Below are 21,961 nucleotides of genomic sequence, written 5' to 3' on the forward strand. Positions count from 1 at the left end.
TGTCCAGGATGAAGGTCAGGTAACACTGACTGGAGGTCCGAACCCACGCACGTTGAAAAGTGCGGGGATGAGGTGTGGGTAGCGGTGAAATGCCAATCGAACCTGGAGATAGCTGGTTCTCCCCGAAATAGCTTTAGGGCTAGCCTCGAGGTTGAGAGTTCTGGAGGTAGAGCACTGATTGGACTAGGGGCCCCCACAGGGTTACCGAATTCAGTTAAACTCCGAATGCCAGCAACTTATACTCGGGAGTCAGACTGCGAGTGATAAGATCCGTAGTCAAGAGGGAAACAGCCCAGACCGCCAGCTAAGGTCCCCAAGTGTATGTTAAGTGGAAAAGGATGTGGCGCTGCCTAGACAGCTAGGATGTTGGCTTAGAAGCAGCCACCATTCAAAGAGTGCGTAATAGCTCACTAGTCGAGTGGCGCCGCGCCGAAAATGTAACGGGGCTAAACATACCACCGAAGCTGCGGATTCCGTAAGGAATGGTAGGGGAGCGTTCCAAACCGCTGTGAAGCTGTACCGGAAGGAGCAGTGGAGCGTTTGGAAGTGAGAATGCCGGTGTGAGTAGCGAAAAGAGGGGTGAGAATCCCCTCCGTCGAAAGCCCAAGGTTTCCTGAGGAAGGCTCGTCCGCTCAGGGTTAGTCTGGACCTAAGCCGAGGCCGAAAGGCGTAGGCGATGGATAACAGGTTGATATTCCTGTACCGCCGATCCACCGTTTGAACAATGGGGGGACGCAGGAGGATAGTGACGCATGCGGATGGAAGTGCATGTGCAAGTTTCAAGACCGTCTGATTGGCAAATCCGTCAGGCACCACAGTCAAGGAACGACGCGGAGTCCCGTAGGGACGTAGGTCACGATTTCACACTGCCAAGAAAAGCCTCTAGTGAGGGGGAAGGCGCCAGTACCGTAAACCGACACAGGTAGGCGAGATGAGAATTCTAAGACGCGCGGGATAACTCTCGTTAAGGAACTCGGCAAAATGGTCCCGTAACTTCGGGAGAAGGGACGCTCTACACATGTAGAGCCGCAGTGAATAGGCCCAAACGACTGTTTAGCAAAAACACAGGTCTCTGCTAAATCGCAAGATGACGTATAGGGGCTGACGCCTGCCCGGTGCTGGAAGGTTAAGGGGATGGGTTAGCGCAAGCGAAGCTTTGAACCGAAGCCCCAGTAAACGGCGGCCGTAACTATAACGGTCCTAAGGTAGCGAAATTCCTTGTCGGGTAAGTTCCGACCCGCACGAAAGGCGTAACGATTTGGGCACTGTCTCAACGAGAGACCCGGTGAAATCATAGTACCTGTGAAGATGCAGGTTACCCGCGACAGGACGGAAAGACCCCATGGAGCTTTACTACAGCCTGATATTGAGGCTTTGTGCATGATGTACAGGATAGGCGGGAGACGTCGAGCCCGGAGCGCCAGCTTCGGAGGAGTCACCCTTGGGATACCGCCCTTCATGCATAGAGTCTCTAACTCGCAGCCGTGATCCGGCTGGAGGACCGTGTCAGGCGGGTAGTTTGACTGGGGCGGTCGCCTCCTAAACAGTAACGGAGGCGCCCAAAGGTTCCCTCAGAATGGTTGGAAATCATTCGTAGAGCGCAAAGGCAGAAGGGAGCTTGACTGCGAGACCTACAAGTCGAGCAGGGACGAAAGTCGGGCTTAGTGATCCGGTGGTTCCGCATGGAAGGGCCATCGCTCAACGGATAAAAGCTACCCTGGGGATAACAGGCTGATCTCCCCCAAGAGTCCACATCGACGGGGAGGTTTGGCACCTCGATGTCGGCTCATCGCATCCTGGGGCTGGAGTAGGTCCCAAGGGTTGGGCTGTTCGCCCATTAAAGCGGTACGCGAGCTGGGTTCAGAACGTCGTGAGACAGTTCGGTCCCTATCCGTCGTGGGCGCAGGAAATTTGAGGAGAGCTGTCCTTAGTACGAGAGGACCGGGATGGACGCACCGCTGGTGTACCAGTTGTTCCGCCAGGAGCATCGCTGGGTAGCTACGTGCGGACGGGATAAATGCTGAAAGCATCTAAGCATGAAGCCCCCTCCAAGATGAGATTTCCCTTTGAGTAATCAAGAAAGACCCCTCAGAGACGATGAGGTAGATAGGTCACGGGTGGAAGCATGGCGACATGTGGAGCTGAGTGATACTAATCGGTCGAGGCCTTGTTCTAGCAGATGCTTGTTGATGACTTCAGTTTTGAGGGCGCGAGCCCGTCGTCTGGTGACGATAGCCAAGTGGTCACACCCGTTCCCATGCCGAACACGGAAGTTAAGCACTTGAACGCCGAAAGTAGTTGGGGGCTTCCCCCTGTGAGGATAGGACGTTGCCAGGCAATTCATTTATTCCGCAATAGCTCAGTGGTAGAGCAACCGGCTGTTAACCGGTAGGTCGTAGGTTCAAATCCTACTTGCGGAGCCAATGGCCCGTTGGTCAAGCGGTTAAGACACCGCCCTTTCACGGCGGTAACACGGGTTCGAATCCCGTACGGGTCACCATTATACTTTTTGTGCCGGTGTAGCTCAGCTGGTAGAGCAACTGACTTGTAATCAGTAGGTCGCGGGTTCGACTCCTGTTGCCGGCACTGTTTTTTCTCAATCGTATAAGTTTCCTAGACAAACTGGGGGGGTAGCGAAGTGGCTAAACGCGGCGGACTGTAAATCCGCTCCCTCGGGTTCGGCGGTTCGAATCCGCCCCCCCCCACCATGTCGAGCCATTAGCTCAGTTGGTAGAGCATCTGACTTTTAATCAGAGGGTCGCAGGTTCGAATCCTGCATGGCTCATTTCTTGCGGAAGTAGTTCAGTGGTAGAATACGACCTTGCCAAGGTCGGGGTCGCGGGTTCGAATCCCGTCTTCCGCTTTTTCTTTCGGGGCCTTAGCTCAGCTGGGAGAGCGCCTGCCTTGCACGCAGGAGGTCAGCGGTTCGATCCCGCTAGGCTCCACCAATTTTATTTAAAGATCTTAAGCGAGTTTCGTTCGTCTTAAGTTTTTTTTATATGAAATGCCAAGCATAACCAGAGTACGTACGCAAGAACACCGTGATTCCCTTCACGGTGTTTTTTTGTATATTCATGCGTTTTTTTGTTGAGTTGAACCACCTATTTGTTACCGCTTACAATACATGTAGAAGTGACTATGACATAGGGGGAATATCGAATGAATATCGCGTATATCAGCGTACCGTACCGTTATGGACAAGGAAAGCCGGGCACTGAACACGGACCTGCTGCTGTCGAAAAAGCCGGTTTGTTAGCGACACTTGAAGCACGGGGACAAGAAGCAGTACGCTACGGGGAAGCGGCTGTTTTATCCGAGGATGCGGTCCGAGAAGAAGATCCGAAGCTAAAGCGTCTTGAAGGCGTCGTCCACACGACGAATGACTTGCATCTGATTGTTCGCGATGCGTTATCAGAGCAACGCTTTCCGTTGTTAGTTGGTGGTGATCACAGCATGGCGATCGGAACGATTGCGGGGTTACGTCAGACTGTACCACGTCTTGGCGTCATCTGGTTCGATGCACACGGTGACTTGAATACACCGGAAACATCACCGTCTGGCAACATCCACGGTATGCCGCTCGCTGTAGCCCTTGGGGAAGGACATCAGCGTTTAACGGAAGTAGGAGGAACAGATGTTAAGCTGCAACCGGAACATCTCGTCTTCATCGGATTACGTGACGTTGATCCAGGCGAACAAGAACTGATTGATCGTCTTGGTATTCGTGTCTACGATATGGAAGCGATCCGAACTCGGGGGATGGACGCGATCATGGAAGAAGCGATTGCCTATTTGAAGGAAACAACGGATGCATTCTATCTTAGTTTCGATATGGACGGTCTTGATCCATCGCTTGTCGTCGGTACAGGAACACGTGTTGCTGATGGCATTTTCTTAGACGATGCGAAGACGGTGTTACAGCATTGTGCGGTAGCAGAAGATTTCATTGCAGCTGAATTTGTTGAAGTGAATCCTTTGCTTGAAGAAGGAAACGGAACCGCGGAACTTGCGAATGAACTGATCGGAGATTTACTTTTGGCAATGGAAACACATCGCTTAGTAAAATAATGGATAGAACTTGAACTCTTTTCATCGGGGTTCAAGTTTTTTTGTTACAATTTAAAAGGAGATGAAACATTTATCGGTCGACTTCGTATAAGAGATTGACCGCATAGAGCGGGGGGTATTCAAAGTGGAAGAAACGACACTACGCTTAATTGAGCGAGTGAAACAGGGAGACCGTGATGCTTTTGCGGCACTTGTTGATCTATATAAGGAAGGTGCCTTTCTTGTGGCTTTCCGGGTCTTGCGCGATCGAATGGAAGCGGAGGATGCGACACAAGAAGCCTTCATCCGTGTATTTACGAAGATCGATTCGTATAATGCACAATGGAAGTTCCGGACTTGGTTATACCGAATCGTTACGAACGTATCGATTGACCGATTACGGAAAAAGAAACCTGACTATTCTCTTGATGCTGAGATGTCAGGTACTGAAGGACTGACATTGTATTCACAACTCGAAAGCAAGGACACCTTGCCGGAGGACCAAGTGGTCGATAACGAGCAACGAAGTGAAGTCGGGGATGCGATTGCAGCTTTACCAGAAAAATACCGCGTCCCACTCGTCCTGAAATATATAGAGGATCTTTCACTAAAGGAAATCAGTGAAATGATCGAATTACCTGTCGCTACTGTCAAAACTAGAATTCATCGTGGACGGGAAGCGCTGAAGAAGCATTTTGCCAAACGATGAGAAGGAGGAACTCACCATGTCACGAGAGCATGTACATGAACGGATTCAGGATTATTTAGATCAAAACCAACCACCTGAGGAATTCGAGCGATTGGAAGCAGAGTTACGGGAAGCGGACGCGATGGACGAGTTCGAAGAGTATCGACTCCTTGATGCTCGACTGCGTCAACTTCCAGCGCCCAAATTATCGGCAGATTTTACATCCCGCGTGCTGGCACAATTGCCCGACCAGGTGGATACGCCGAGCGCTGCTTTACTGCACCAACCGCAACCGTCCCGTTTTGGAGGGAAGATGAAGCAATACCCATTGCTCGCGGCGGCGGCTGTTTTCTTACTTTTGTCGATCGGTAGCCTTGGTGGTTATATGGCACAGGAAGAACATGACTTATCTTATACAAATGCACCAGGCATCGTCGCTCAAAATGGTGAGGTCGTCGTGCCAAAAGGCGTCACGGTCGATCAAGATCTCTATGTCGAAGGCGGGAACGTCCGAATCGAAGGGAAAGTTAATGGCGACGTCATGACCGTTGACGGGAAAGCTTACACGGCGAGTGCCGGTAGCGTGACCGGAGAAATCAAGGAAATTGATCAATTATTCGAACGCGTTTGGTACGGAATCAAACGTCTATTTCAATAATCAGATGGGACGAGTCGAACTCGTCCCTTTGTGCTATAATGGAAACTGTTTAAATCAGATGAGTTAGGGGGCACGGTTGGTGAATTACTTCAGCTGGCAACCACTTCAATTTCAATTGTTGAAACTGGGAGAAAACGTACATTGGTACGATTATATTAATGATGTGATTGATATCGCGGTTGTGACGTTCGTTATTTACCGTCTCATGATCATCGTCAAAGGAACAAAAGCGGTCCAGCTCATTAAAGGGATTTCGGTCATTTTGATCAGTTGGTTCCTGAGTGGCTTTTTTGGACTCAAAACACTTCAATTCTTACTCAATCAAATTATCACCTATGGGTTACTGGGGATCATCATCATCTTCCAACCCGAACTCCGGCGTGGACTGGAACACTTAGGACGAACGAGTAAATTCTTCTCACGTAGTGCGATCAGTGATGAAGATGAACAAGTTCGAATCGTCGATGCGCTCGTATCGTCTGCCCAGTACATGTCAAAACGCCGTATTGGAGCACTCGTGACGATTGAACGTGAGACAGGACTGAGTGAATACGTAGAGACGGGCATTCCGCTTGGTTCACAAATCACGAGTCAGTTGCTGATCAACTTATTCATTCCGAATACACCATTACATGATGGCGCTGTCATCGTCCAGCAAGGCAAGTTAGCAGCTGCCGCTTGTTACTTACCGTTGTCAGAAAGTGCACATATCTCAAAAGAGCTTGGAACACGTCACCGCGCTGCAATCGGTGTCAGTGAAGTAACGGATAGTGTTACGCTCGTCGTCTCGGAAGAAACGGGTGGTGTCTCACTCGCCATCAATGGACGTCTGTACCGGGAACTCGATGAAGAATCCTTACGGACGAAGTTGCTTGAGACGATCGTTAAGGTCGAACAGACGAATACTTCCTTCTTGAACTGGATGGGGGCGAAAAAATAATGTTCGAAAAATGGTTCAATGAACGATGGTTTTTACGCATTGTTGCGGTCGTCTTAGCCGTCATGTTGTATTTGATGGTGGCAGGTTCGAATACGACAGGAAAGAGTGACGCCGCTAGTCTGTTGCCGATCGCAGGTCAAGGTTCGACGAAATTTGACGTGCCGGTCACGGTCCAGTATGATGAATCGCAGTGGGTCGCCTATAATATTCCAAATACGATGGAGGTAACCGTTAAAGGTCCATCGAGTAGCTTGACGATGCTTCGGCTTGTTCAGGATTTTGGGTTATCGATTGATTTAAAAGGACTTGACCCTGGCTATCATCGTGTCCGTGTCACAGCAACTGGCTTCGGAAAAGATGTCGAGGTGACGCCAAAGCAGGAGACGATTGAAGTCTTCCTCGATAAGAAGATTACAAAGGAAGTACCGGTACAAGTCGCCTTACTCAATAAAAACAAAATCGCTGAAGGATATGTCGCTGGGGAAGCGCAACCGAATCAACAAACCGTTGAAGTTACGGGAGGCGCAGAGAAGTTACAGGCGATTTCAGCGATCCAAGTACCGATCGATGTAACTGGTCGGGCAGAGACGTTTAAAGAGACGTTCAATGCCAAAGCGACCGATGCGAACGGGAATACGATCAATGCATCTTATCAACCGGAACAACTAGAAATCACAGTACCGATCTATAAGGAAAGTAAGACGGTACCGATCAATGTGCAGACAAAAGATGACGTCAAAAAAGGATATACCGTCGTCAAGATCGTTCCCGTTACGACGGAAGCTCGTCTATATGGAACAAAAGAAGAGTTAGAGCGTATCGGTTCCGTTGATACGGAAGCGGTCTCGCTCAAAGGATTGACGAAGACGACAGAAAAAACCGTCAAACTTGTTGAACCGGAAAATGCGACAGCGATGGATCCGACACAGGTCACCGTCAATATCGTTGTCGAAAAGGAAAATGCGAAGTCGACGACGGAAACCGTCGAGGATCGGGCAGAGAAAACGATTCCCGGTGTGACGGTCACGTTAAATGGGTTTGATGAATCGAAGTATACGATTGATTACAACCAAACGATTGATGTCGTTGTCCGTGGGAAAGAATCTGATTTAGCATCGATCGATGCGACGGATATCAAAGCGGTCATCGATGTGACGGGACTAAAAGAAGGAACGCACGGATTGCCGATTTCGTATCAGACGTCAAAAGCCTTTGATGTCCTGCGTCCGGATAATATGGATGTCACGCTAAAAGCTGTTCCGCGGACATCCGTTCCGACCAATTAAAACAAATTAGTGAAATGAGGAAATAACACATGGGTAAGTATTTTGGAACTGACGGCGTACGCGGCGTCGCAAACGTAGAATTGACACCGGAACTAGCATATCGCCTCGGTCGAACAGGTGGTTACGTGTTGACGAAACACGAAAGCACACGACCAAAAGTCTTGATTGGACGCGATACACGTGTTTCTGGTCAAATGCTTGAGAACGCACTCATCGCTGGTCTTTTATCAATCGGTGCAGAAGTCATGCGTCTTGGTGTCATCTCGACACCGGGTGTCGCGTATCTGACAAAAACGATGGATGCCACAGCGGGAGTCATGATTTCTGCATCGCACAATCCAGTTGAAGATAACGGAATCAAGTTCTTCGGTTCAGATGGCTTCAAGCTCGATGACGCAACTGAGCTTGAAATCGAAGCATTGCTCGATGAAGCAGAAGATACATTACCACGTCCAGCCGGAAAAGAACTCGGTTTCGTTCACGATTACTACGAAGGTGCACAAAAATATCTTCATATGCTTCGCCAGACATCGGATGAAGATTTCTCAGGCATCCATGTCGCGATCGACGGCGCACACGGTGCGACGTCAAGCCTCGCACCACGCCTATTCGGTGACTTGGAAGCAGAAGTATCGACGATCGGTACAACTCCGAACGGACTCAACATCAATGATGGTGTCGGTTCGACACACCCAGAACATCTCGCTGCCTTCGTTAAGGAAAAAGGCGCAGATGTTGGTTTATCGTTTGATGGAGACGGCGACCGCTTGATTGCAGTCGATGAGAACGGTGATATCGTCGATGGCGATAAAATCATGTTCATTTGCGGAAAATACTTGAATGAACTTGGTCGTCTGAAAGACAACACGATCGTTGCGACGGTCATGAGTAACCTCGGCTTCCATAAAACTGTTGAAGAAAACGGGATGACGGCACTTCAGACAGCAGTCGGTGACCGTTATGTCGTCGAAGAAATGCGTAAGAACGACTACACGCTCGGTGGTGAACAGTCGGGGCATATCATCTTCATGGATTACTCAACGACAGGGGACGGCATGTTGTCAGGCGTCCAGTTGTTGCAAATCATGAAAGCGACAGGGAAAAAGTTATCGGAACTCGCAGCTGAGATGCCGATCTTCCCACAACGTCTCGTTAACATCCGTGTCTCAGACAAAAATGGTGCAATGAGCGGTCCTGCCGTACAAGCGATCATTGCAGAAGTCGAAGCAGAGATGGCAGGCAACGGACGTATTCTCGTTCGTGCGTCAGGAACAGAACCACTCGTTCGTGTCATGGCAGAAGCCCCGACACAAGAAGCGTGTGATGCATACGTCGAGCGGATCGCGAACGTCGTTCGTGAGAACTACGCGTTACAAGAAAACTAAGCAGCCCGAAGCAGAGCGATTGCTCTGCTTCTTTTTTACAATTATTTTAGAAAAACAAATTGATATTTTTACAAAAAATAGGGATTATGCGTATTGAATAGAAAAATATCGGGAATAGTTACAAATACGTTACCTTTCTTGCTTTTTCAGATTAAAGTTCGTATGATGGTGAAGTCGGACAGAAACGGGGTCGGACAGAAACAAGAAGCGCCAGGGCTTTCTCCGTAGGACGAAAGCTGACGAGGTGGAGGTTTATCGAATGATTCGGCGGATGCCTCCCGGTACCAGATCCATACCGTAAATCGTTCTGAAATCGTCCAAGTGATTGGGCGGACAAACAGACCGATCGGGATCCTCTCAACAAGAGCCGTTTCCTCTTCAGGGAAATACTTGTAAATGGAGAGATGTAACATGTGCGGAATCGTAGGTATGATTGGACAGGTCAACACGAAAGAAATTTTATTAAAAGGTCTCGAGAAGCTCGAGTACCGCGGCTATGACTCGGCAGGTCTTGCGTTCGTCAACGACGGCGTCCAAGTCCACAAAGAAGTAGGCCGGATTGCTGCGCTACGCGAAGTCGTTCCTGCAGATGCAGACGGCACAGTCGGAATCGGACACACACGCTGGGCGACACACGGTGTCCCAAGCGTACCAAACGCGCACCCGCACCAAAGTGCGTCAACACGTTTCACACTCGTGCACAACGGTGTCATCGAGAACGATGAGCAGTTGAAAGCAGAATTGAATGTCGATCTCCTCAGCGACACGGATACAGAAGTCATCGTTCAGATGATCGAAAAGAACTTCAACGAGACAGGTGATGTCGCGGAAGCATTCCGTCAAACACTCCGCGTCTTGCACGGTTCGTATGCCCTCGCATTGATCGATGCTGAAAATCCAGACGTTTTGTACATTGCGAAAAACAAATCACCACTTCTCGTTGGTCTCGGTGACGGGACGTTCAACGTCGTCGCATCAGACGCAATGGCAATGTTACAAGTAACGGATCAATTCGTTGAGCTGCATGACGGTGAGATGATCATCTTGACGCGTGATAGCGTTACGATTCAAGATCTCGACGGTAACGTTCAAGAGCGTGAAGCATATACGGCTGAAATCGATGCATCAGATATCGAAAAAGGAACGTATGCGCACTACATGCTCAAAGAGATGGATGAGCAACCAGCTGTCATCCGCAACATCGTTCAACAATATCAAAATGAAGCAGGCGACATCACACTCGACCAATCGGTCCGTGATCTCGTACTCGGTCGTGACCGTGTCTACATCATCGGTTGCGGAACAAGCTATCATGCTGGTTTGATTGGGAAACAGTTGATTGAACAAATCGCAGGCATCCCGACAGAAGTGCACATCTCTTCTGAGTTCGGATACAACATGCCATTATTGACAGAGAAACCACTCTTCCTCTTCCTTTCACAATCAGGTGAAACAGCGGATAGCCGTGCGGTTCTCGTTGAAGCGAAGAAACTTGGTCACCCGGCACTGACGATCACGAACGTTCCAGGATCAACATTGTCACGTGAGGCGAACGCAACATTATTGCTCCACGCGGGTCCAGAAATCGCCGTTGCTTCAACAAAAGCGTATACAGCTCAAATCGCTGTCCTCGCTGTTCTTGCGTTTGACCTCGCTCAAGCGAAAGGGGTTGCTGTCAACTTCGATCTCATGAAGGAACTCGGTAAAATCTCAAGTGCGATGGAATCGGTCATGTCTCAAAAAGATCGTTTCCAAGAAATCGCGACAGAGTACTTGTCTGAATCACGTAACGCGTTCTTCATCGGTCGCGGACAAGATGCATACGTCGGGATGGAAGGTGCATTGAAACTCAAAGAGATCTCGTATATTCAAGCAGAAGGATATGCGGGTGGCGAGCTCAAGCACGGTCCGATCGCTTTGATCGAAGATAACACACCGGTCATCGCACTCGTGACACAACCACACGTTCACCTCAACAACCGTGGGAACGTCAAGGAAGTCGTCGCGCGTGGTGCAAACGCGTGTGTCATCGCAGCAGAAGGTCTTGAATTGCCGACGGATGCCTTCGTCATCCCAGCAGTCGAGCCACTCTTGTCACCGCTCTTGTCTGTCTTGCCACTTCAATTGATTTCATACTACGCGGCACTCGGTCGCGACTGTGACGTCGATAAGCCACGTAACTTGGCGAAGTCAGTAACGGTTGAATAAGAAAATAAATCGACTCCAAACGATAGGCGCGAAAGTGTCTGCCGTTTGGGGTTTTTTATATAGGAGGACAACAAGATGAATCGCTGGATCGCCGCATTTCCTAAACGATATGAACAGGACGTCCGAATCGTCCAAGCGTGTCTACCGTTTGCTTGGACGCGTTTATCACCCGGGGCGATCGAAGTAAATACAGAGCACGAACAGATACAGATTCCGACTCGCTTATATGTACCAGAGGTTGACTCGGAGCGGATTAAACAACTGACGTCGACTCAAAAAACGATGTTATTTTGCCTTTACACCCGTCACCATGATGGTCACATCCGTGAACGTTATCTCCGTCAGTTACTCAAAACAAATCAACAAGATGAATGGATACTCATCTATATTCTTGAACTTGCTAGTGAATACGTCTGTGAAATCGTTGATATCATCGTACCTGTGATCGAGCAATGGGATCCGGAAGTGAAGCGGCGATTCGTCGAGGATGATCCGGCATACATGAAGCGAATCGAAGACCGGATGATCAGTTACTGGAATGCTTATTATCGGTCAAGTGGCGAACGACGATCTGAAGCGGACTACCCAGGCTTTCAGATTATAAAATCGTTACGGGAGAATACTTCGGTGGAGGAAGTTTAAAGAGATAAAAAGGAGGTGCGCCCATGATCACGAAATCAAAGGATCTGTACTTAGAAGGACCCGGACCTGCTGTTTTGCTGTTACATAGTTTTACTGGTAGTGCGAATGAGATGCGGGGGCTCGCTCGCTTTTTACATGTAGCCGGGTATACCTGTTACGCGCCCAATTACGCCGGGCACGGGGAATCGCCGGAGCGCTTGTTTGCGACGACGATCGAAGACGTCTGGCAGTCCGCGCAAGTCGGATGCGCCTTTTTACATGAGCAAGGGCACAAAAACTTCTTTTTGATTGGGCAATCACTCGGTGGGGTGATGGCTCTTCGACTGGCAGAACAGTCAGGATGCGCAGGACTCATCTTACTCTCGACGCCGATTCTTGAGCGGACGATTGCGGGACTCGAACATAGAGTCCGCCGTTATACGGAACGGTATTTTCAATTTGACGATCGTTCGCAAGAGTGGATCGCAGACTTTGTCGACCGTCATTTTCCACGACCGGAAAAAGACTTACGAGCACTGCAACAGTTCATTCTCGACACAGGAGTCGTCTTACCGAAGATCACGCAGCCCATCGCTCTATTCCTTGGTGTATTAGATGATATCGTCTACCATGCAAGTCTTGAACGAATCGAAACGACGGTGCCGAGCCGAGATCAGAAAAAGCTCCTTCTTCCGAACAGTAAACATTTACTGACGCTCGATCGGGATAAACAGTGTTTGTTCGAAGAAATCCTTGTCTTCTTGAAGACCCATCCGGTAGATTCCTTGAAACCATCATCTGCTGTGCAGTAGGCTAGATAGGTAAGCTAGACGTGAAAGGGGAAGGGATCATGCGAATTTTAGTAGTAGGAGCAAGCGGAACGATTGGACAGGCAGTCGTCGAACGGCTGAGTGAGCGGCATGACATCATTCGTGCCGGACGAAGCGGAGCGGATGTGCAAGTCGATATTACGTCAGAAGCAAGTATCCGAGCGATGTATGAAACAGTCGGTTCTGTTGATGCTGTTATCAGTGCCACAGGTGGCGCTCATTTTGGTCCATTGACGGACTTAACAACGGAGCTTAATCAAATCGGAATCGACAGTAAACTAAAAGGTCAGGTTAATCTGGTCCTACTTGGTTTACAGTCAGTACGAGACGGAGGAAGCTTTACGCTGACGACTGGCATCATGATGGACGATCCGATTCGCCAAGGCGCATCTGCTGCGCTGGCGAACGGTGGGGTCAAAGCGTTCGTTCATGCAGCGGCGATCGAGATGCCACGAGGCATTCGAATCAACAGTGTCAGTCCGAACGTACTGATTGAGTCGCTCGAGAAGTACGGACCCTTCTTCCGTGGTTTTGAAGCCGTTCCGGCGTCACGTGTCGCGACGGCGTTCGAAAAAAGTGTCGAAGGGGCACAGACGGGGCAAAACTACGAAGTTTATTAAATGAAAAAGCAGGTAGCGAAAAATCGCTACCTGCTTTTTTTACAGACCGGATAGGATATAACGTTCGATTCCGAAAAGTAATAGAGTGATCCCGAGACAAATGAGTAAGTTGCGTACGAACCAGCGACCTGTCATCGTCCGGTTCATGATCAGTTTCTCCAGTGTCAGATTGACGAGAAGCACACATAAGAAGATGACGCCAAACCAAATCATCCAGACACATCCTTTCTTTCTTCTTAACGAATCCAATAGCTAAAAAGTTTCGCGCCCGTCAGGAGCAGGAAATCATTCAGATGAGCGGGAAGGAAACAAGCAGTCGATTTTACAAGGAGGAACATGACGATGAAACAAGCGGTCCTAGTGATTGATTTTCAACAGGAACTCGTTGACGGAAACATCGAAGAACGTCCGGTATACTTAAAGGAACAAGTTGCGCACGTCATCGAAGCGGTCGTACTCGAAGCAGACGAACGGAACATCCCAGTCGTCTTTATTCGGGATCTAGATGTCGCTGGCGGAACAGGACCCGGTTTTGCAGTCCATGATTCGATTCCCGTTCCAGCGTCCAGTGTCACGTTTGATAAAGCAGCGACGAATGCGTTTCATGGTACCCCATTGCTCGATCATCTACGCCAAGCATCGATTGAACATCTAATCGTCTTAGGTTGTAAGACGGAACACTGCATCGATACTGCGGTACGCAGTGCGACAGTACATGGTTTTGATGTCACACTCGTTGCCGATGGACATACGACGAACGGTTCTGATGTATTGACGCCGGAGCAAATGATTGCCCACCACAATCAAGTCTTGCACGGTCATTATAACGTCGAACACTTTTCGATCGTTCGTCCGTCAACGGAAGATGTCTTCACCCCAATCCACAATGACTACCGGACATGAAGAGGAGAATAAGATGATTGAATTACGAAAAATGACAGCGTCCGATTACGATCGCTACGCGACGCTCGTCCAAGATGAACGTGTCATGCGTTACATCACGGAACAGGCATTAACAGATACGGAAACGAAACAACGCTTTGAGCGAATCCTTGAACAACAGCAGCACGACCGACTCGGATCGTATCTGATTTATACCGAAGAGACATGGATTGGAATCGGGCACATGACCCGGAGTCAAACGCAACCGTTCGAAGCAGAGCTCGGTTACATGCTACTACCCGATCAGTGGGGACGCGGATACGGCACAGCCATTGCAGAGCGTCTCTTACAGTTAGCGACAGAAGAAGAGCTACAGGTCGTCACGGCGACGATTGATCCAGCACATGAAGCGTCGCGCTGTATTTTGATCGGATTAGGTTTTGAATCGACCTATGTTGGACCGATTGACGGTCTACCAGGTGAAACGCTACAGAAAATAGTGGGAACGACGGAATGACGCGAGACGAATGGATTGAACATTTTCAACTCGACGTCGCAGTATGCGCGACTGTCGACGAATCGTATAGTTCTGAAGTCGATCGTCTCGTCCTAACGGATGGTCAGGTCGTCTTCTTGAAGCGCCCGTATACGGCTGAAAAGTGGTACCGGGAACGTGGCTGGATTCATGCACTAGAAGAATTTGTACCCGTGCCGCACATCTTAGCTGAAGCAACTCCCGGGCAGACGACCGGGGCGTTCGTACTTGCTGCCTTAGCGGGACAGGCACCGATCACGATGAATAAAAAATTGGCGTACGAAATTGGTCGAACGCTCGCAATGCTGCATACGTGTACAGGAGAAGATTACGGCGAGTATACGGAAGATGGATTTTATGCCTATCCGGTTCAGGACTGGCGACGCTTCCGGAATGAAAAACTCGATGGATTCATGCCGTTCATCACGACCGAACTCGATCCCAGTTTTTTAGAGAACATCCAAACAGAGTTAGTCAGACGAGAACAGTCGTTACCGGAGCCTTCACGTCCCGTTGCCACACATTGTGACTTCCGCCTAGCAAATTTACTGACGGTAGGTGATCAAGTCACAGGGGTGATCGATTTCGAGACGACCCGCTACGGGGCCGTCGAGATGGACTTCACGAAGATCGTCCGTAATCTCAATACGTTCGGTTCCATTTACGTCACGGCATTTCAAGAAGGATACGCGACATTACACCCAGACGTGCCGTTTGAGACGTATCTAGCATACTATCGTTTGTGGGAAGCACTCACGGCCGTCGGCTGGTGCATCAAACGTGGACTAGAAGAGCACCGGGTGTTCTTTGAGGAGAACATCATGCTTATCGAGCAGGAATTACAGATGACAAGCATATCGGACGGGTATTGATTCACCCATGTCTTGGAAGAAACCTCTATACTTAGAGAAATGAGGAATATGAGGGGGAAGCGAGATGACAGGGAAACGAATCGGAATCATCGGTGGTGGACTCGCCGGAATCTTTGCGGCACGTCAATTGCAGGCAGCAGGACATGCTGTTGAAATCATCGAAAAAAGCCAGAGCGTCGGGGGGCGAATGGCGACTCGTCGGATTGATGAAGGAACAGCGGATCATGGTGCCGTCTTCTTCACGGTTCGGACGGAAGAGTTAGGACGCGAAGTCGACGACTGGCTTGAGAAAGGGTGGGTTCGTAAATGGTTCGGAACGGATTTTCCACGCTATGTCGCGACGGACGGCATGAATCAACTCGTACAAGCGATTGGTCGAGGGATTCCCGTCCAGTTGAATGAACAGGTCACGCATATTACGGCAATGGAGGACGAACTCGTCACACAAGCGACGGATCATCAAGGTGCGTATGATGCGTTACTTGTGACGGCGCCTGTACCGCAAGCATATGAACTGTTGCAGGCTTCTGATCTGGCGCTCGGAGAGGACGATCATGAGCAGTTACGCCAAGTGACGTTCGAGCCGACATTCGTGGGTCTGTTTGAAATCAAAGAGCGACTGACGATCGGGGAAGTCGGCCTACAAGACGAACAACTCGTCGATGGGATGTTAAAACTCGTCAATAATGCCGAGAAACAGATTTCGAAGACGACACTCCTGAGCGTCTATATGACAGCTCGCTTCAGTGAAGACTGGTACGAGCGCCCAGAAGAAGAGACACTCGCGGAAGTCGAGCGTCTGTTACAACAGCAACTCGGACCAGTGACGATTATCTCCCGCCAGCTCAAGCGTTGGCGTTACGCTCAGGCACGCGCAGTTTACCGGACACCGCATTTGAAACTGTCGTCACATCCACTTTGGCTTGCTGGTGATGCGTTCCTTGAAGCCGATGATGCGTCAGGACGGACGCGCGTCGAGAGCGCTATCATCTCCGGATTACGTGTCGCAGAAGCGATCGACACCCACTTACGTCAGACGGTAACAGCGACGGAATGAACGAAAACATGCACTTCTTTTCTGACTCGAGAAGAAGCGCATTTTTTTGTTACTCACGATCATTTCACCTGAAAGTGTTGTTCACTCCAAGCTGCCATGTGATCAAGAATTGGTAAAAAACTATGACCAGCATCCGTTAGAGAATATTCAACACGAGGGGGAACTTCGCCAAAGACGTGCCGTTGAATCAACCCATCCGCTTCAAGCTCACGTAGCTGACGTGTCAATGTTCCCTTAGAGATACCTGTTAATTGTTGCAGTTCATGAAAACGATGTGTCCCGTGTGTCAGGTGCCACAGCAAGATGATCTTCCATTTGCCAGCGACCATCTGTTGGACCCGAGTGACTGGACAGGCAGTGCGTTGATTGGTCGTTGTATCGAATACAGCCACATTCATCCTCTCCCATTGGTTCGTTTTGAGGGACCTAGTTTCAGATAAGTGCCTACTTTTTTTAGTGTATCACCTAGCGTATCATGAAGAACAACATCAAACTTCAAAGGAGTGGTTTCATCATGAAATGGTTAATTACAGGAGCAACCGGAAAATTAGGCGCGCGGATCGTGCAGCACCTCAGTGAACAAGTCGGCAACGAACATGTAGCGGTTAGTGTCCGCGACGTCGAAAAAGCAACAGAGCTTGCAGCACAAGGAATCGATGTCCGATACGGAGACTTTGATCAGCCCGAAACACTCGGACAAGCGTTTCAAGGAATCGATCGATTGTTGATCATTTCGACGGACGGTGAAGAGGCGACTCGGATCCGGCAACACCAAGCCGCTGTCACGGCAGCAAAAGAGGCAGGCGTCAAGCTGATCGGCTATACGAGCATCGCCAATGCGGCACACAGTACAAACGGACTTGCTCGAACGCATCGTGTCACAGAGGAAGCGATTCAAGCGACAGGTATCCCGTATGTCTTTTTCCGTAACAACTGGTATCTCGAAAATGAACTCGGAACGATTGACGCCGTCGCGCAAGGCGCAGACTGGTTAACGGCAGCAGGCGAAGGGAAAGTCGGATGGGCGTTACAAGATGAGTATGCGTTAGCCATTGCGACGGGACTGACGCTTGAGCATCCAAACCCCATCTATGAACTATCGGGTCCGTTGCATACACAAGCAGAACTCGCGACTGCAGTCGGAACAGTGCTTAACCGATCGGTCGCTTTAGATGAAGTGGATGAAGCGACATATGGTGAGCGGATGCAAGCAGCTGGCTTACCTGACTTCTTGATTCCAATGCTGACTGGTATCCAGGCAGATATCGCAGCAGGGACTCTGGCAGTAGAAAGTACTGATTTTGAAGCATTACTTGGTCGTCCCGTGACGACGCTGGAAGAGGGAGTCCGTCTCCTTTTGAAAAGATAAGTTCATCTGAACGTTTTCAGGATGAATGAGTAGGGTAAATCCCCTTTAGAAGCAATTAAAGGAGGAGCCCTACCATGAAACTGTCATCCTATCGTGTTAAGGAAGGCGAGCAAGTCTCGTTTTCGAATTACCCGACATCAGAAGAACATAAAATTTCGGAAGCAGAATTGCGAGAGAAACGGATTCCAAAAAGTGTTGAGACGTTACAAGAGTTACATTGGCGTTTGCATGCTGAAGAGAAAAATGGCGTCCTCGTCATCCTGCAAGCAATTGATGCAGCGGGGAAGGACGAGGCGATCAGCTATATCTTTTCTAACTTGAACGCACAAGGACTCCGAACGATTTCCGTCAAAAAACCGTCGGATACGGAGCAAAAACATGACTACCTATGGCGGATCCACGAAGGACTACCAGAAAAAGGGGAAGTCGGCATCTTAAATCGCTCCTATTATGAGGAAGTCATTGCCCCACGAATCCATGATTTGCTCGAGGAGGAAGAAAAGCCGGATGAGGGTGACGTGTGGCAGATGCGCTATCGTCAAATTAATGACTTTGAACGCTATCTCGTCGAGAATGGCTTCCGAGTCGTCAAGTTCTTGTTCCATGTCTCAAAAGAGGAGCAACGGCAACGGCTGTTGACTCGTCTGAAAGATCCAACGAAAAACTTCGAATTCTCGTTTAATGACATTGAGGAACGCAAGCACTGGGACGAATACCATGAGATTTTTGCTGAGCTTGTCTCAGCGACATCGACATCGTATGCACCATGGTATATCTTACCGGCAGATGACGAATGGTATTCCCGCTATATCGTCACCGAAGTCATGAATGACGTCCTGAAGGAAATTGATCCGCAATATCCAAAGCTATCAGAAGAGGATCAGGAACAGCTGGATGAAGCGATTAAACGACTGGAAGAAGAAGCATAAACTATTTAAATACACCAAATGCGATTGTTCTCTTGCTGAGAAGAATCGCTTTTTTAATACACTTAGAGTTGTATGAAATTCTATTTACTCATCATGATTTCTGAACTTCTGAACATCGCGGGACAAATGTCCTGTTCAAATCAGAAGGACTCTCGTTAAATGAGAGTATCATGGAAAAAGAGAGGAGTATGCATATGCGTGGTATCTTATTTGCGATTGCTGGTGGCTTTTTCTTAACGCTTCAAAGTGTCGCCAATGCCCGGATCAGTCAAACGATCGGGACGTGGCAAGCAGCGACGATCACTCAGATGACCGGGTTCATCGTTGCGATCCTCTTAGCGGTCGTCTTACGGGATCGTAGTTTTTCAGCGATGCGCCGTGTCAAACCGCTTTATCTAGCAGGAGGTGCCTTTGCGGCGATCATATTATTCAGCAACATGACGGCGGTCCACCGGATGGGCGTGACCTTGACGATTTCGCTCTTTTTATTGGCGCAATTAGCGCTGGCACTCTGGATTGACGGAAGAGGCTGGTTCGGCGTCATGAAACGCCGACTGCGGGGGCCGCAGATCATCGGCATCTTGATGATGGTTGCAGGCATCTTCATCTTAAAGAGCTAAGGAGGAGAAGAAGTGACGGACATTGTGAGCTATTTGGAACGGTATCAGTTAACGCATGTCTTTGATGTATCGCTACGCAAGGCGATGCACATCCAGACGTTCGCACCGGGTGAGGCTTTATGCCGACAAGGCGATGTTGCGCATGAACTGTACCTGCTCGTCGAAGGGAAATTGAAGATTACGCATATGTCGGCAACGGGGAAACGTCTCGTGTTGTCCTTCAAGCATCCGTTTGATCTCGTCGGCGATATTGAGTTTGTCCGAAAGATTGATTTGATGAACACGGTTGAGGCAGTGACACCAGTAACCGTCTTACGCATCGCCTATGCGGATTTGGAAGAGGCACGTGTACATCATTCTGCTTTTCTATTATTTTTACTCGAGACGATCACGAAAAAGTTTGAATTGAAATCGCATACGCTCAGCTTCAATCTGCTGTATCCGGTAGAAGTTCGGCTAGCCAGTTATTTGCTGTCGATGACACCTGATACGGATGCTTTTGCGAGTAAGGAACTGGTCGATGCGGCAGATTTGATCGGGACGAGCTACCGTCATGTCAACCGTGTCTTACGTCAGTTCGTCGACGATGGGTTGATTCGCAGAACGCAGCATACGATTGAGATCATTGATCGAGACGGATTGATGGAGCGCGTTGGAGAAAGCATTTACGAATGAAAGAGGTGCGACATGGTTACGGGAATCATCCTTGCTCTTTGTGGGGGCATGCTCGTTTGTATTCAAAATACGTTTAACGCAAAAGTCAAAGAACATGTCGGTGCTTGGGCGACGACGACGCTAGTCCTTGGACTCGGGTTCCTCGCTTCACTGACGATTGGTTTGATCGTCGAAGGGTCACAATTGTTTGCACTCGAACAGGCGCAAACTTGGTTTTGGTTCAGTGGGATCATCGGTGTCGGTGTCGTCCTCTGTGTGACGCAAGGAGTTCAACAACTCGGACCAAGTCGAGCGATTTCGATCGTCATGGTGTCGCAAATCTTATTTGCCTTACTGTGGGATACGCTCGGTTGGTTCGGGTTACAAGCCGTTCCATTTACGTGGACGAAAGCACTCGGTGTGTTGCTGATTGGTGGGGGCGTACTGTTATTTCAACTGGGCGGGAAAACAACAACTGTACGACAAGTACGTAAAGGAGCTTGAAGATGTTTTATACGACAGTATTATTCGATATTGACCATACACTACTTGATTTTGAAGCGACGGAACGGATTGCCTTTCGCCGCCTGCTCGAGCAACAAGATCTAACGTGGACGATTGAGCGAGAAGCGCGCTACAAGGAAATCAATCACGCGCTCTGGAGAGCACTCGAACGGGGTGAAGTGACACGTGAGGAAGTCATTCACTCGCGATTCGTGACGTTCTTTGCGGAAGAAGGACGAGAAGTCAACGGACGAGAAGTTGACGAAACGTATCGCGGATACCTCGCGCAAGGGACGGAATTGATTCCGGGTGCGACTGCCCTGTTAGAGCAACTAGAAGGGAACGTCGAGATGTACGTCGTCACGAACGGGATTTCAAAGACGCAACGCGCGCGACTTGATGGCGCCGGATTAACGGACTTCTTTAAAGCGATTTTCGTTTCAGAAGAGACAGGTTTTCAAAAGCCGATGGCAGGATTTTTCGATCATGTGTTTGCGCAGATTCCACAATTCGACCCGGCGCGAACAATCATTATCGGAGATTCCTTGTCAGCTGATATTGCAGGTGGCAATCAAGCTGGTATCGCAACATGTTGGTTTAATCCAGAAGGAAAGCCGGCAACGGATATCAAGCCCACGTTTACGATTACCTCTTTAGCCGAACTACCTGCAGTGCTTGAAAACGCAGCAGTCCTTCAACAATGAATCAAATCAGTCGATAGGAAAGAGAAGGAAAGGGGGCGATCACCGTGCAACGATGTGATCAACAGACGCTGGAGGCAACTCCCGTCTAATTAAAAGGGGAAATGAACATGATTCAACTCGTACCGGTAACAGCAGAAAATTGGGAAGCTTGTTGTGAGCTGACGCTGACAGCAGAACAGCAGGACTTCATGGAAGCGAATGTCTATTCGATCGCGCAAGCGAAGTTCGAACCAAGCCTTGTCCTTCGGGCGATTATGATGGACGATACGGTTGTTGGTTTTGTGATGTACAACACGGAACTAGAAGAACTCGACGGTTACTGGATATACCGCATCATGATTGATCAGGCGCAGCAAGGGAACGGTATCGGGCGATTAGCGATGCAAGCCCTGATTGAAGAGATGCGAATGTTACCTGCAGCGAAACGAATCGTCGTCGGCTATCGACCGGATAATCAGGCGGCGCACAGTCTGTATGCGAGTCTCGGCTTCATCGACCACGGGGACCGATTCGGTCGGGAAATGGCAGTACGATTAGACATTTGAAGGATGG

23 protein-coding genes, 7 tRNA genes and 2 rRNA genes (1 of these 32 running past the window's edge) are annotated in these 21,961 nt (G+C 49.3%); 30 read left to right on the plus strand and 2 right to left on the minus strand.

The genetic code is table 11. The features are described from left to right. The 19 genes from ACY2IG_RS01150 to ACY2IG_RS01240 form a co-directional block, all read left to right on the plus strand. Positions 1-2,175: ribosomal RNA gene (locus ACY2IG_RS01150) — 23S ribosomal RNA — on the plus strand (it extends 739 nt beyond the left edge of the window). A 46-nt stretch (positions 2,176-2,221) separates the two neighbouring features. Beyond that, a 5S ribosomal RNA gene (gene rrf, locus ACY2IG_RS01155) occupies positions 2,222-2,337 on the plus strand. A gap of 11 nt (positions 2,338-2,348) precedes the next feature. After that, positions 2,349-2,423 (plus strand) — tRNA-Asn (locus tag ACY2IG_RS01160). 2 nt (positions 2,424-2,425) lie between these two features. Beyond that, positions 2,426-2,500: transfer RNA gene (locus ACY2IG_RS01165), tRNA-Glu, on the plus strand. A 13-nt stretch (positions 2,501-2,513) separates the two neighbouring features. Beyond that, positions 2,514-2,586: transfer RNA gene (locus tag ACY2IG_RS01170), tRNA-Thr, on the plus strand. Positions 2,587-2,624: 38 nt separating this feature from the next. Next, positions 2,625-2,708: transfer RNA gene (locus ACY2IG_RS01175), tRNA-Tyr, on the plus strand. Positions 2,709-2,712: 4 nt separating this feature from the next. Then, positions 2,713-2,785: transfer RNA gene (locus tag ACY2IG_RS01180), tRNA-Lys, on the plus strand. A 6-nt stretch (positions 2,786-2,791) separates the two neighbouring features. Beyond that, positions 2,792-2,863, plus strand: a tRNA-Gly gene (locus tag ACY2IG_RS01185). 9 nt (positions 2,864-2,872) lie between these two features. Further along, positions 2,873-2,948 (plus strand) — tRNA-Ala (locus ACY2IG_RS01190). 211 nt (positions 2,949-3,159) lie between these two features. Continuing rightward, positions 3,160-4,068 (plus strand): arginase, encoded by a 909-nt coding sequence (gene rocF, locus ACY2IG_RS01195; protein WP_056064598.1) that lies wholly within the window; start codon positions 3,160-3,162, stop codon positions 4,066-4,068. 124 nt (positions 4,069-4,192) lie between these two features. Continuing rightward, entirely contained in the window at positions 4,193-4,756 is a 564-nt protein-coding gene (gene sigW / locus ACY2IG_RS01200; RefSeq protein WP_056064595.1) for an RNA polymerase sigma factor SigW, read from the plus strand. Positions 4,757-4,772: 16 nt separating this feature from the next. Then, complete coding sequence (locus ACY2IG_RS01205; protein WP_308102266.1) at positions 4,773-5,393, plus strand: anti-sigma factor; 621 nt, start codon at positions 4,773-4,775, stop codon at positions 5,391-5,393. Positions 5,394-5,472: 79 nt separating this feature from the next. Continuing rightward, the gene (gene cdaA / locus ACY2IG_RS01210; RefSeq protein WP_056064589.1) at positions 5,473-6,333 is read left to right on the plus strand and encodes a diadenylate cyclase CdaA; all 861 of its coding nucleotides are present in this window, start codon (positions 5,473-5,475) and stop codon (positions 6,331-6,333) included. Beyond that, positions 6,333-7,619, plus strand: coding sequence for a CdaR family protein (locus ACY2IG_RS01215; RefSeq protein ID WP_056064586.1), 1,287 nt, complete (start codon positions 6,333-6,335; stop codon positions 7,617-7,619). Before cdaA ends, ACY2IG_RS01215 begins: the two co-directional genes overlap by 1 nt. Positions 7,620-7,648: 29 nt before the next feature. Next, entirely contained in the window at positions 7,649-9,004 is a 1,356-nt protein-coding gene (gene glmM, locus ACY2IG_RS01220; RefSeq protein WP_029343107.1) for a phosphoglucosamine mutase, read from the plus strand. A 411-nt stretch (positions 9,005-9,415) separates the two neighbouring features. Further along, a complete protein-coding gene (glmS, locus tag ACY2IG_RS01225) occupies positions 9,416-11,212 on the plus strand; it encodes a glutamine--fructose-6-phosphate transaminase (isomerizing) (RefSeq protein WP_056064583.1) in 1,797 nt (598 codons plus the stop codon). A gap of 75 nt (positions 11,213-11,287) precedes the next feature. Beyond that, entirely contained in the window at positions 11,288-11,854 is a 567-nt protein-coding gene (locus ACY2IG_RS01230; protein ID WP_308102265.1) for a hypothetical protein, read from the plus strand. 23 nt (positions 11,855-11,877) lie between these two features. Further along, positions 11,878-12,645: an alpha/beta hydrolase gene (locus ACY2IG_RS01235; RefSeq protein WP_462618252.1), complete on the plus strand. Its 768-nt coding sequence runs from the start codon at positions 11,878-11,880 to the stop codon at positions 12,643-12,645. A 38-nt stretch (positions 12,646-12,683) separates the two neighbouring features. After that, entirely contained in the window at positions 12,684-13,283 is a 600-nt protein-coding gene (locus tag ACY2IG_RS01240) for a short chain dehydrogenase (RefSeq protein WP_329469766.1), read from the plus strand. Positions 13,284-13,322: 39 nt separating this feature from the next. On the opposite strand, the gene ACY2IG_RS01245 is transcribed toward ACY2IG_RS01240, so the two are convergent. Further along, the gene (locus tag ACY2IG_RS01245) at positions 13,323-13,496 is read right to left on the minus strand and encodes a hypothetical protein (RefSeq protein WP_155960197.1); all 174 of its coding nucleotides are present in this window, start codon (positions 13,494-13,496) and stop codon (positions 13,323-13,325) included. A gap of 129 nt (positions 13,497-13,625) precedes the next feature. Between ACY2IG_RS01245 and ACY2IG_RS01250 the strand changes: the two genes are divergently transcribed. From ACY2IG_RS01250 to ACY2IG_RS01265, 4 genes are all read left to right on the plus strand, one after another. Next, positions 13,626-14,186 carry an isochorismatase family protein gene (locus ACY2IG_RS01250; protein WP_308102262.1) on the plus strand — a complete coding sequence of 187 codons (561 nt, stop codon included), beginning with the start codon at positions 13,626-13,628 and terminating at the stop codon, positions 14,184-14,186. A 13-nt stretch (positions 14,187-14,199) separates the two neighbouring features. Then, positions 14,200-14,682: a GNAT family N-acetyltransferase gene (locus ACY2IG_RS01255; RefSeq protein WP_462618253.1), complete on the plus strand. Its 483-nt coding sequence runs from the start codon at positions 14,200-14,202 to the stop codon at positions 14,680-14,682. After that, positions 14,679-15,572 (plus strand): phosphotransferase family protein, encoded by an 894-nt coding sequence (locus tag ACY2IG_RS01260; protein WP_308102261.1) that lies wholly within the window; start codon positions 14,679-14,681, stop codon positions 15,570-15,572. Before ACY2IG_RS01255 ends, ACY2IG_RS01260 begins: the two co-directional genes overlap by 4 nt. A 64-nt stretch (positions 15,573-15,636) precedes the next feature. Next, complete coding sequence (locus ACY2IG_RS01265; protein WP_056064559.1) at positions 15,637-16,629, plus strand: NAD(P)/FAD-dependent oxidoreductase; 993 nt, start codon at positions 15,637-15,639, stop codon at positions 16,627-16,629. A 59-nt stretch (positions 16,630-16,688) separates the two neighbouring features. On the opposite strand, the gene ACY2IG_RS01270 is transcribed toward ACY2IG_RS01265, so the two are convergent. Beyond that, complete coding sequence (locus ACY2IG_RS01270) at positions 16,689-17,021, minus strand: winged helix-turn-helix transcriptional regulator (RefSeq protein WP_369814222.1); 333 nt, start codon at positions 17,019-17,021, stop codon at positions 16,689-16,691. A 122-nt stretch (positions 17,022-17,143) separates the two neighbouring features. Between ACY2IG_RS01270 and ACY2IG_RS01275 the strand changes: the two genes are divergently transcribed. From ACY2IG_RS01275 to ACY2IG_RS01305, 7 genes are all read left to right on the plus strand, one after another. Beyond that, positions 17,144-17,998 (plus strand): SDR family oxidoreductase, encoded by an 855-nt coding sequence (locus ACY2IG_RS01275; protein ID WP_035411591.1) that lies wholly within the window; start codon positions 17,144-17,146, stop codon positions 17,996-17,998. Between the two features lie 74 nt (positions 17,999-18,072). Beyond that, positions 18,073-18,927: a PPK2 family polyphosphate kinase gene (locus ACY2IG_RS01280; RefSeq protein WP_035411588.1), complete on the plus strand. Its 855-nt coding sequence runs from the start codon at positions 18,073-18,075 to the stop codon at positions 18,925-18,927. Positions 18,928-19,121: 194 nt separating this feature from the next. Beyond that, positions 19,122-19,547 (plus strand): DMT family transporter, encoded by a 426-nt coding sequence (locus ACY2IG_RS01285; RefSeq protein ID WP_035411585.1) that lies wholly within the window; start codon positions 19,122-19,124, stop codon positions 19,545-19,547. A gap of 12 nt (positions 19,548-19,559) precedes the next feature. Further along, positions 19,560-20,222 carry a Crp/Fnr family transcriptional regulator gene (locus ACY2IG_RS01290; RefSeq protein WP_056064548.1) on the plus strand — a complete coding sequence of 221 codons (663 nt, stop codon included), beginning with the start codon at positions 19,560-19,562 and terminating at the stop codon, positions 20,220-20,222. A gap of 12 nt (positions 20,223-20,234) precedes the next feature. Next, a complete protein-coding gene (locus ACY2IG_RS01295) occupies positions 20,235-20,705 on the plus strand; it encodes a DMT family transporter (protein ID WP_035411580.1) in 471 nt (156 codons plus the stop codon). A 2-nt stretch (positions 20,706-20,707) separates the two neighbouring features. After that, complete coding sequence (locus ACY2IG_RS01300) at positions 20,708-21,409, plus strand: YjjG family noncanonical pyrimidine nucleotidase (RefSeq protein ID WP_056064543.1); 702 nt, start codon at positions 20,708-20,710, stop codon at positions 21,407-21,409. 107 nt (positions 21,410-21,516) lie between these two features. Continuing rightward, positions 21,517-21,954 (plus strand): GNAT family N-acetyltransferase, encoded by a 438-nt coding sequence (locus ACY2IG_RS01305; RefSeq protein ID WP_374120248.1) that lies wholly within the window; start codon positions 21,517-21,519, stop codon positions 21,952-21,954. The last annotated feature ends 7 nt before the right edge of the window (positions 21,955-21,961 follow it).

This window comes from Exiguobacterium sp. EF_C8 (genome assembly GCF_054956715.1).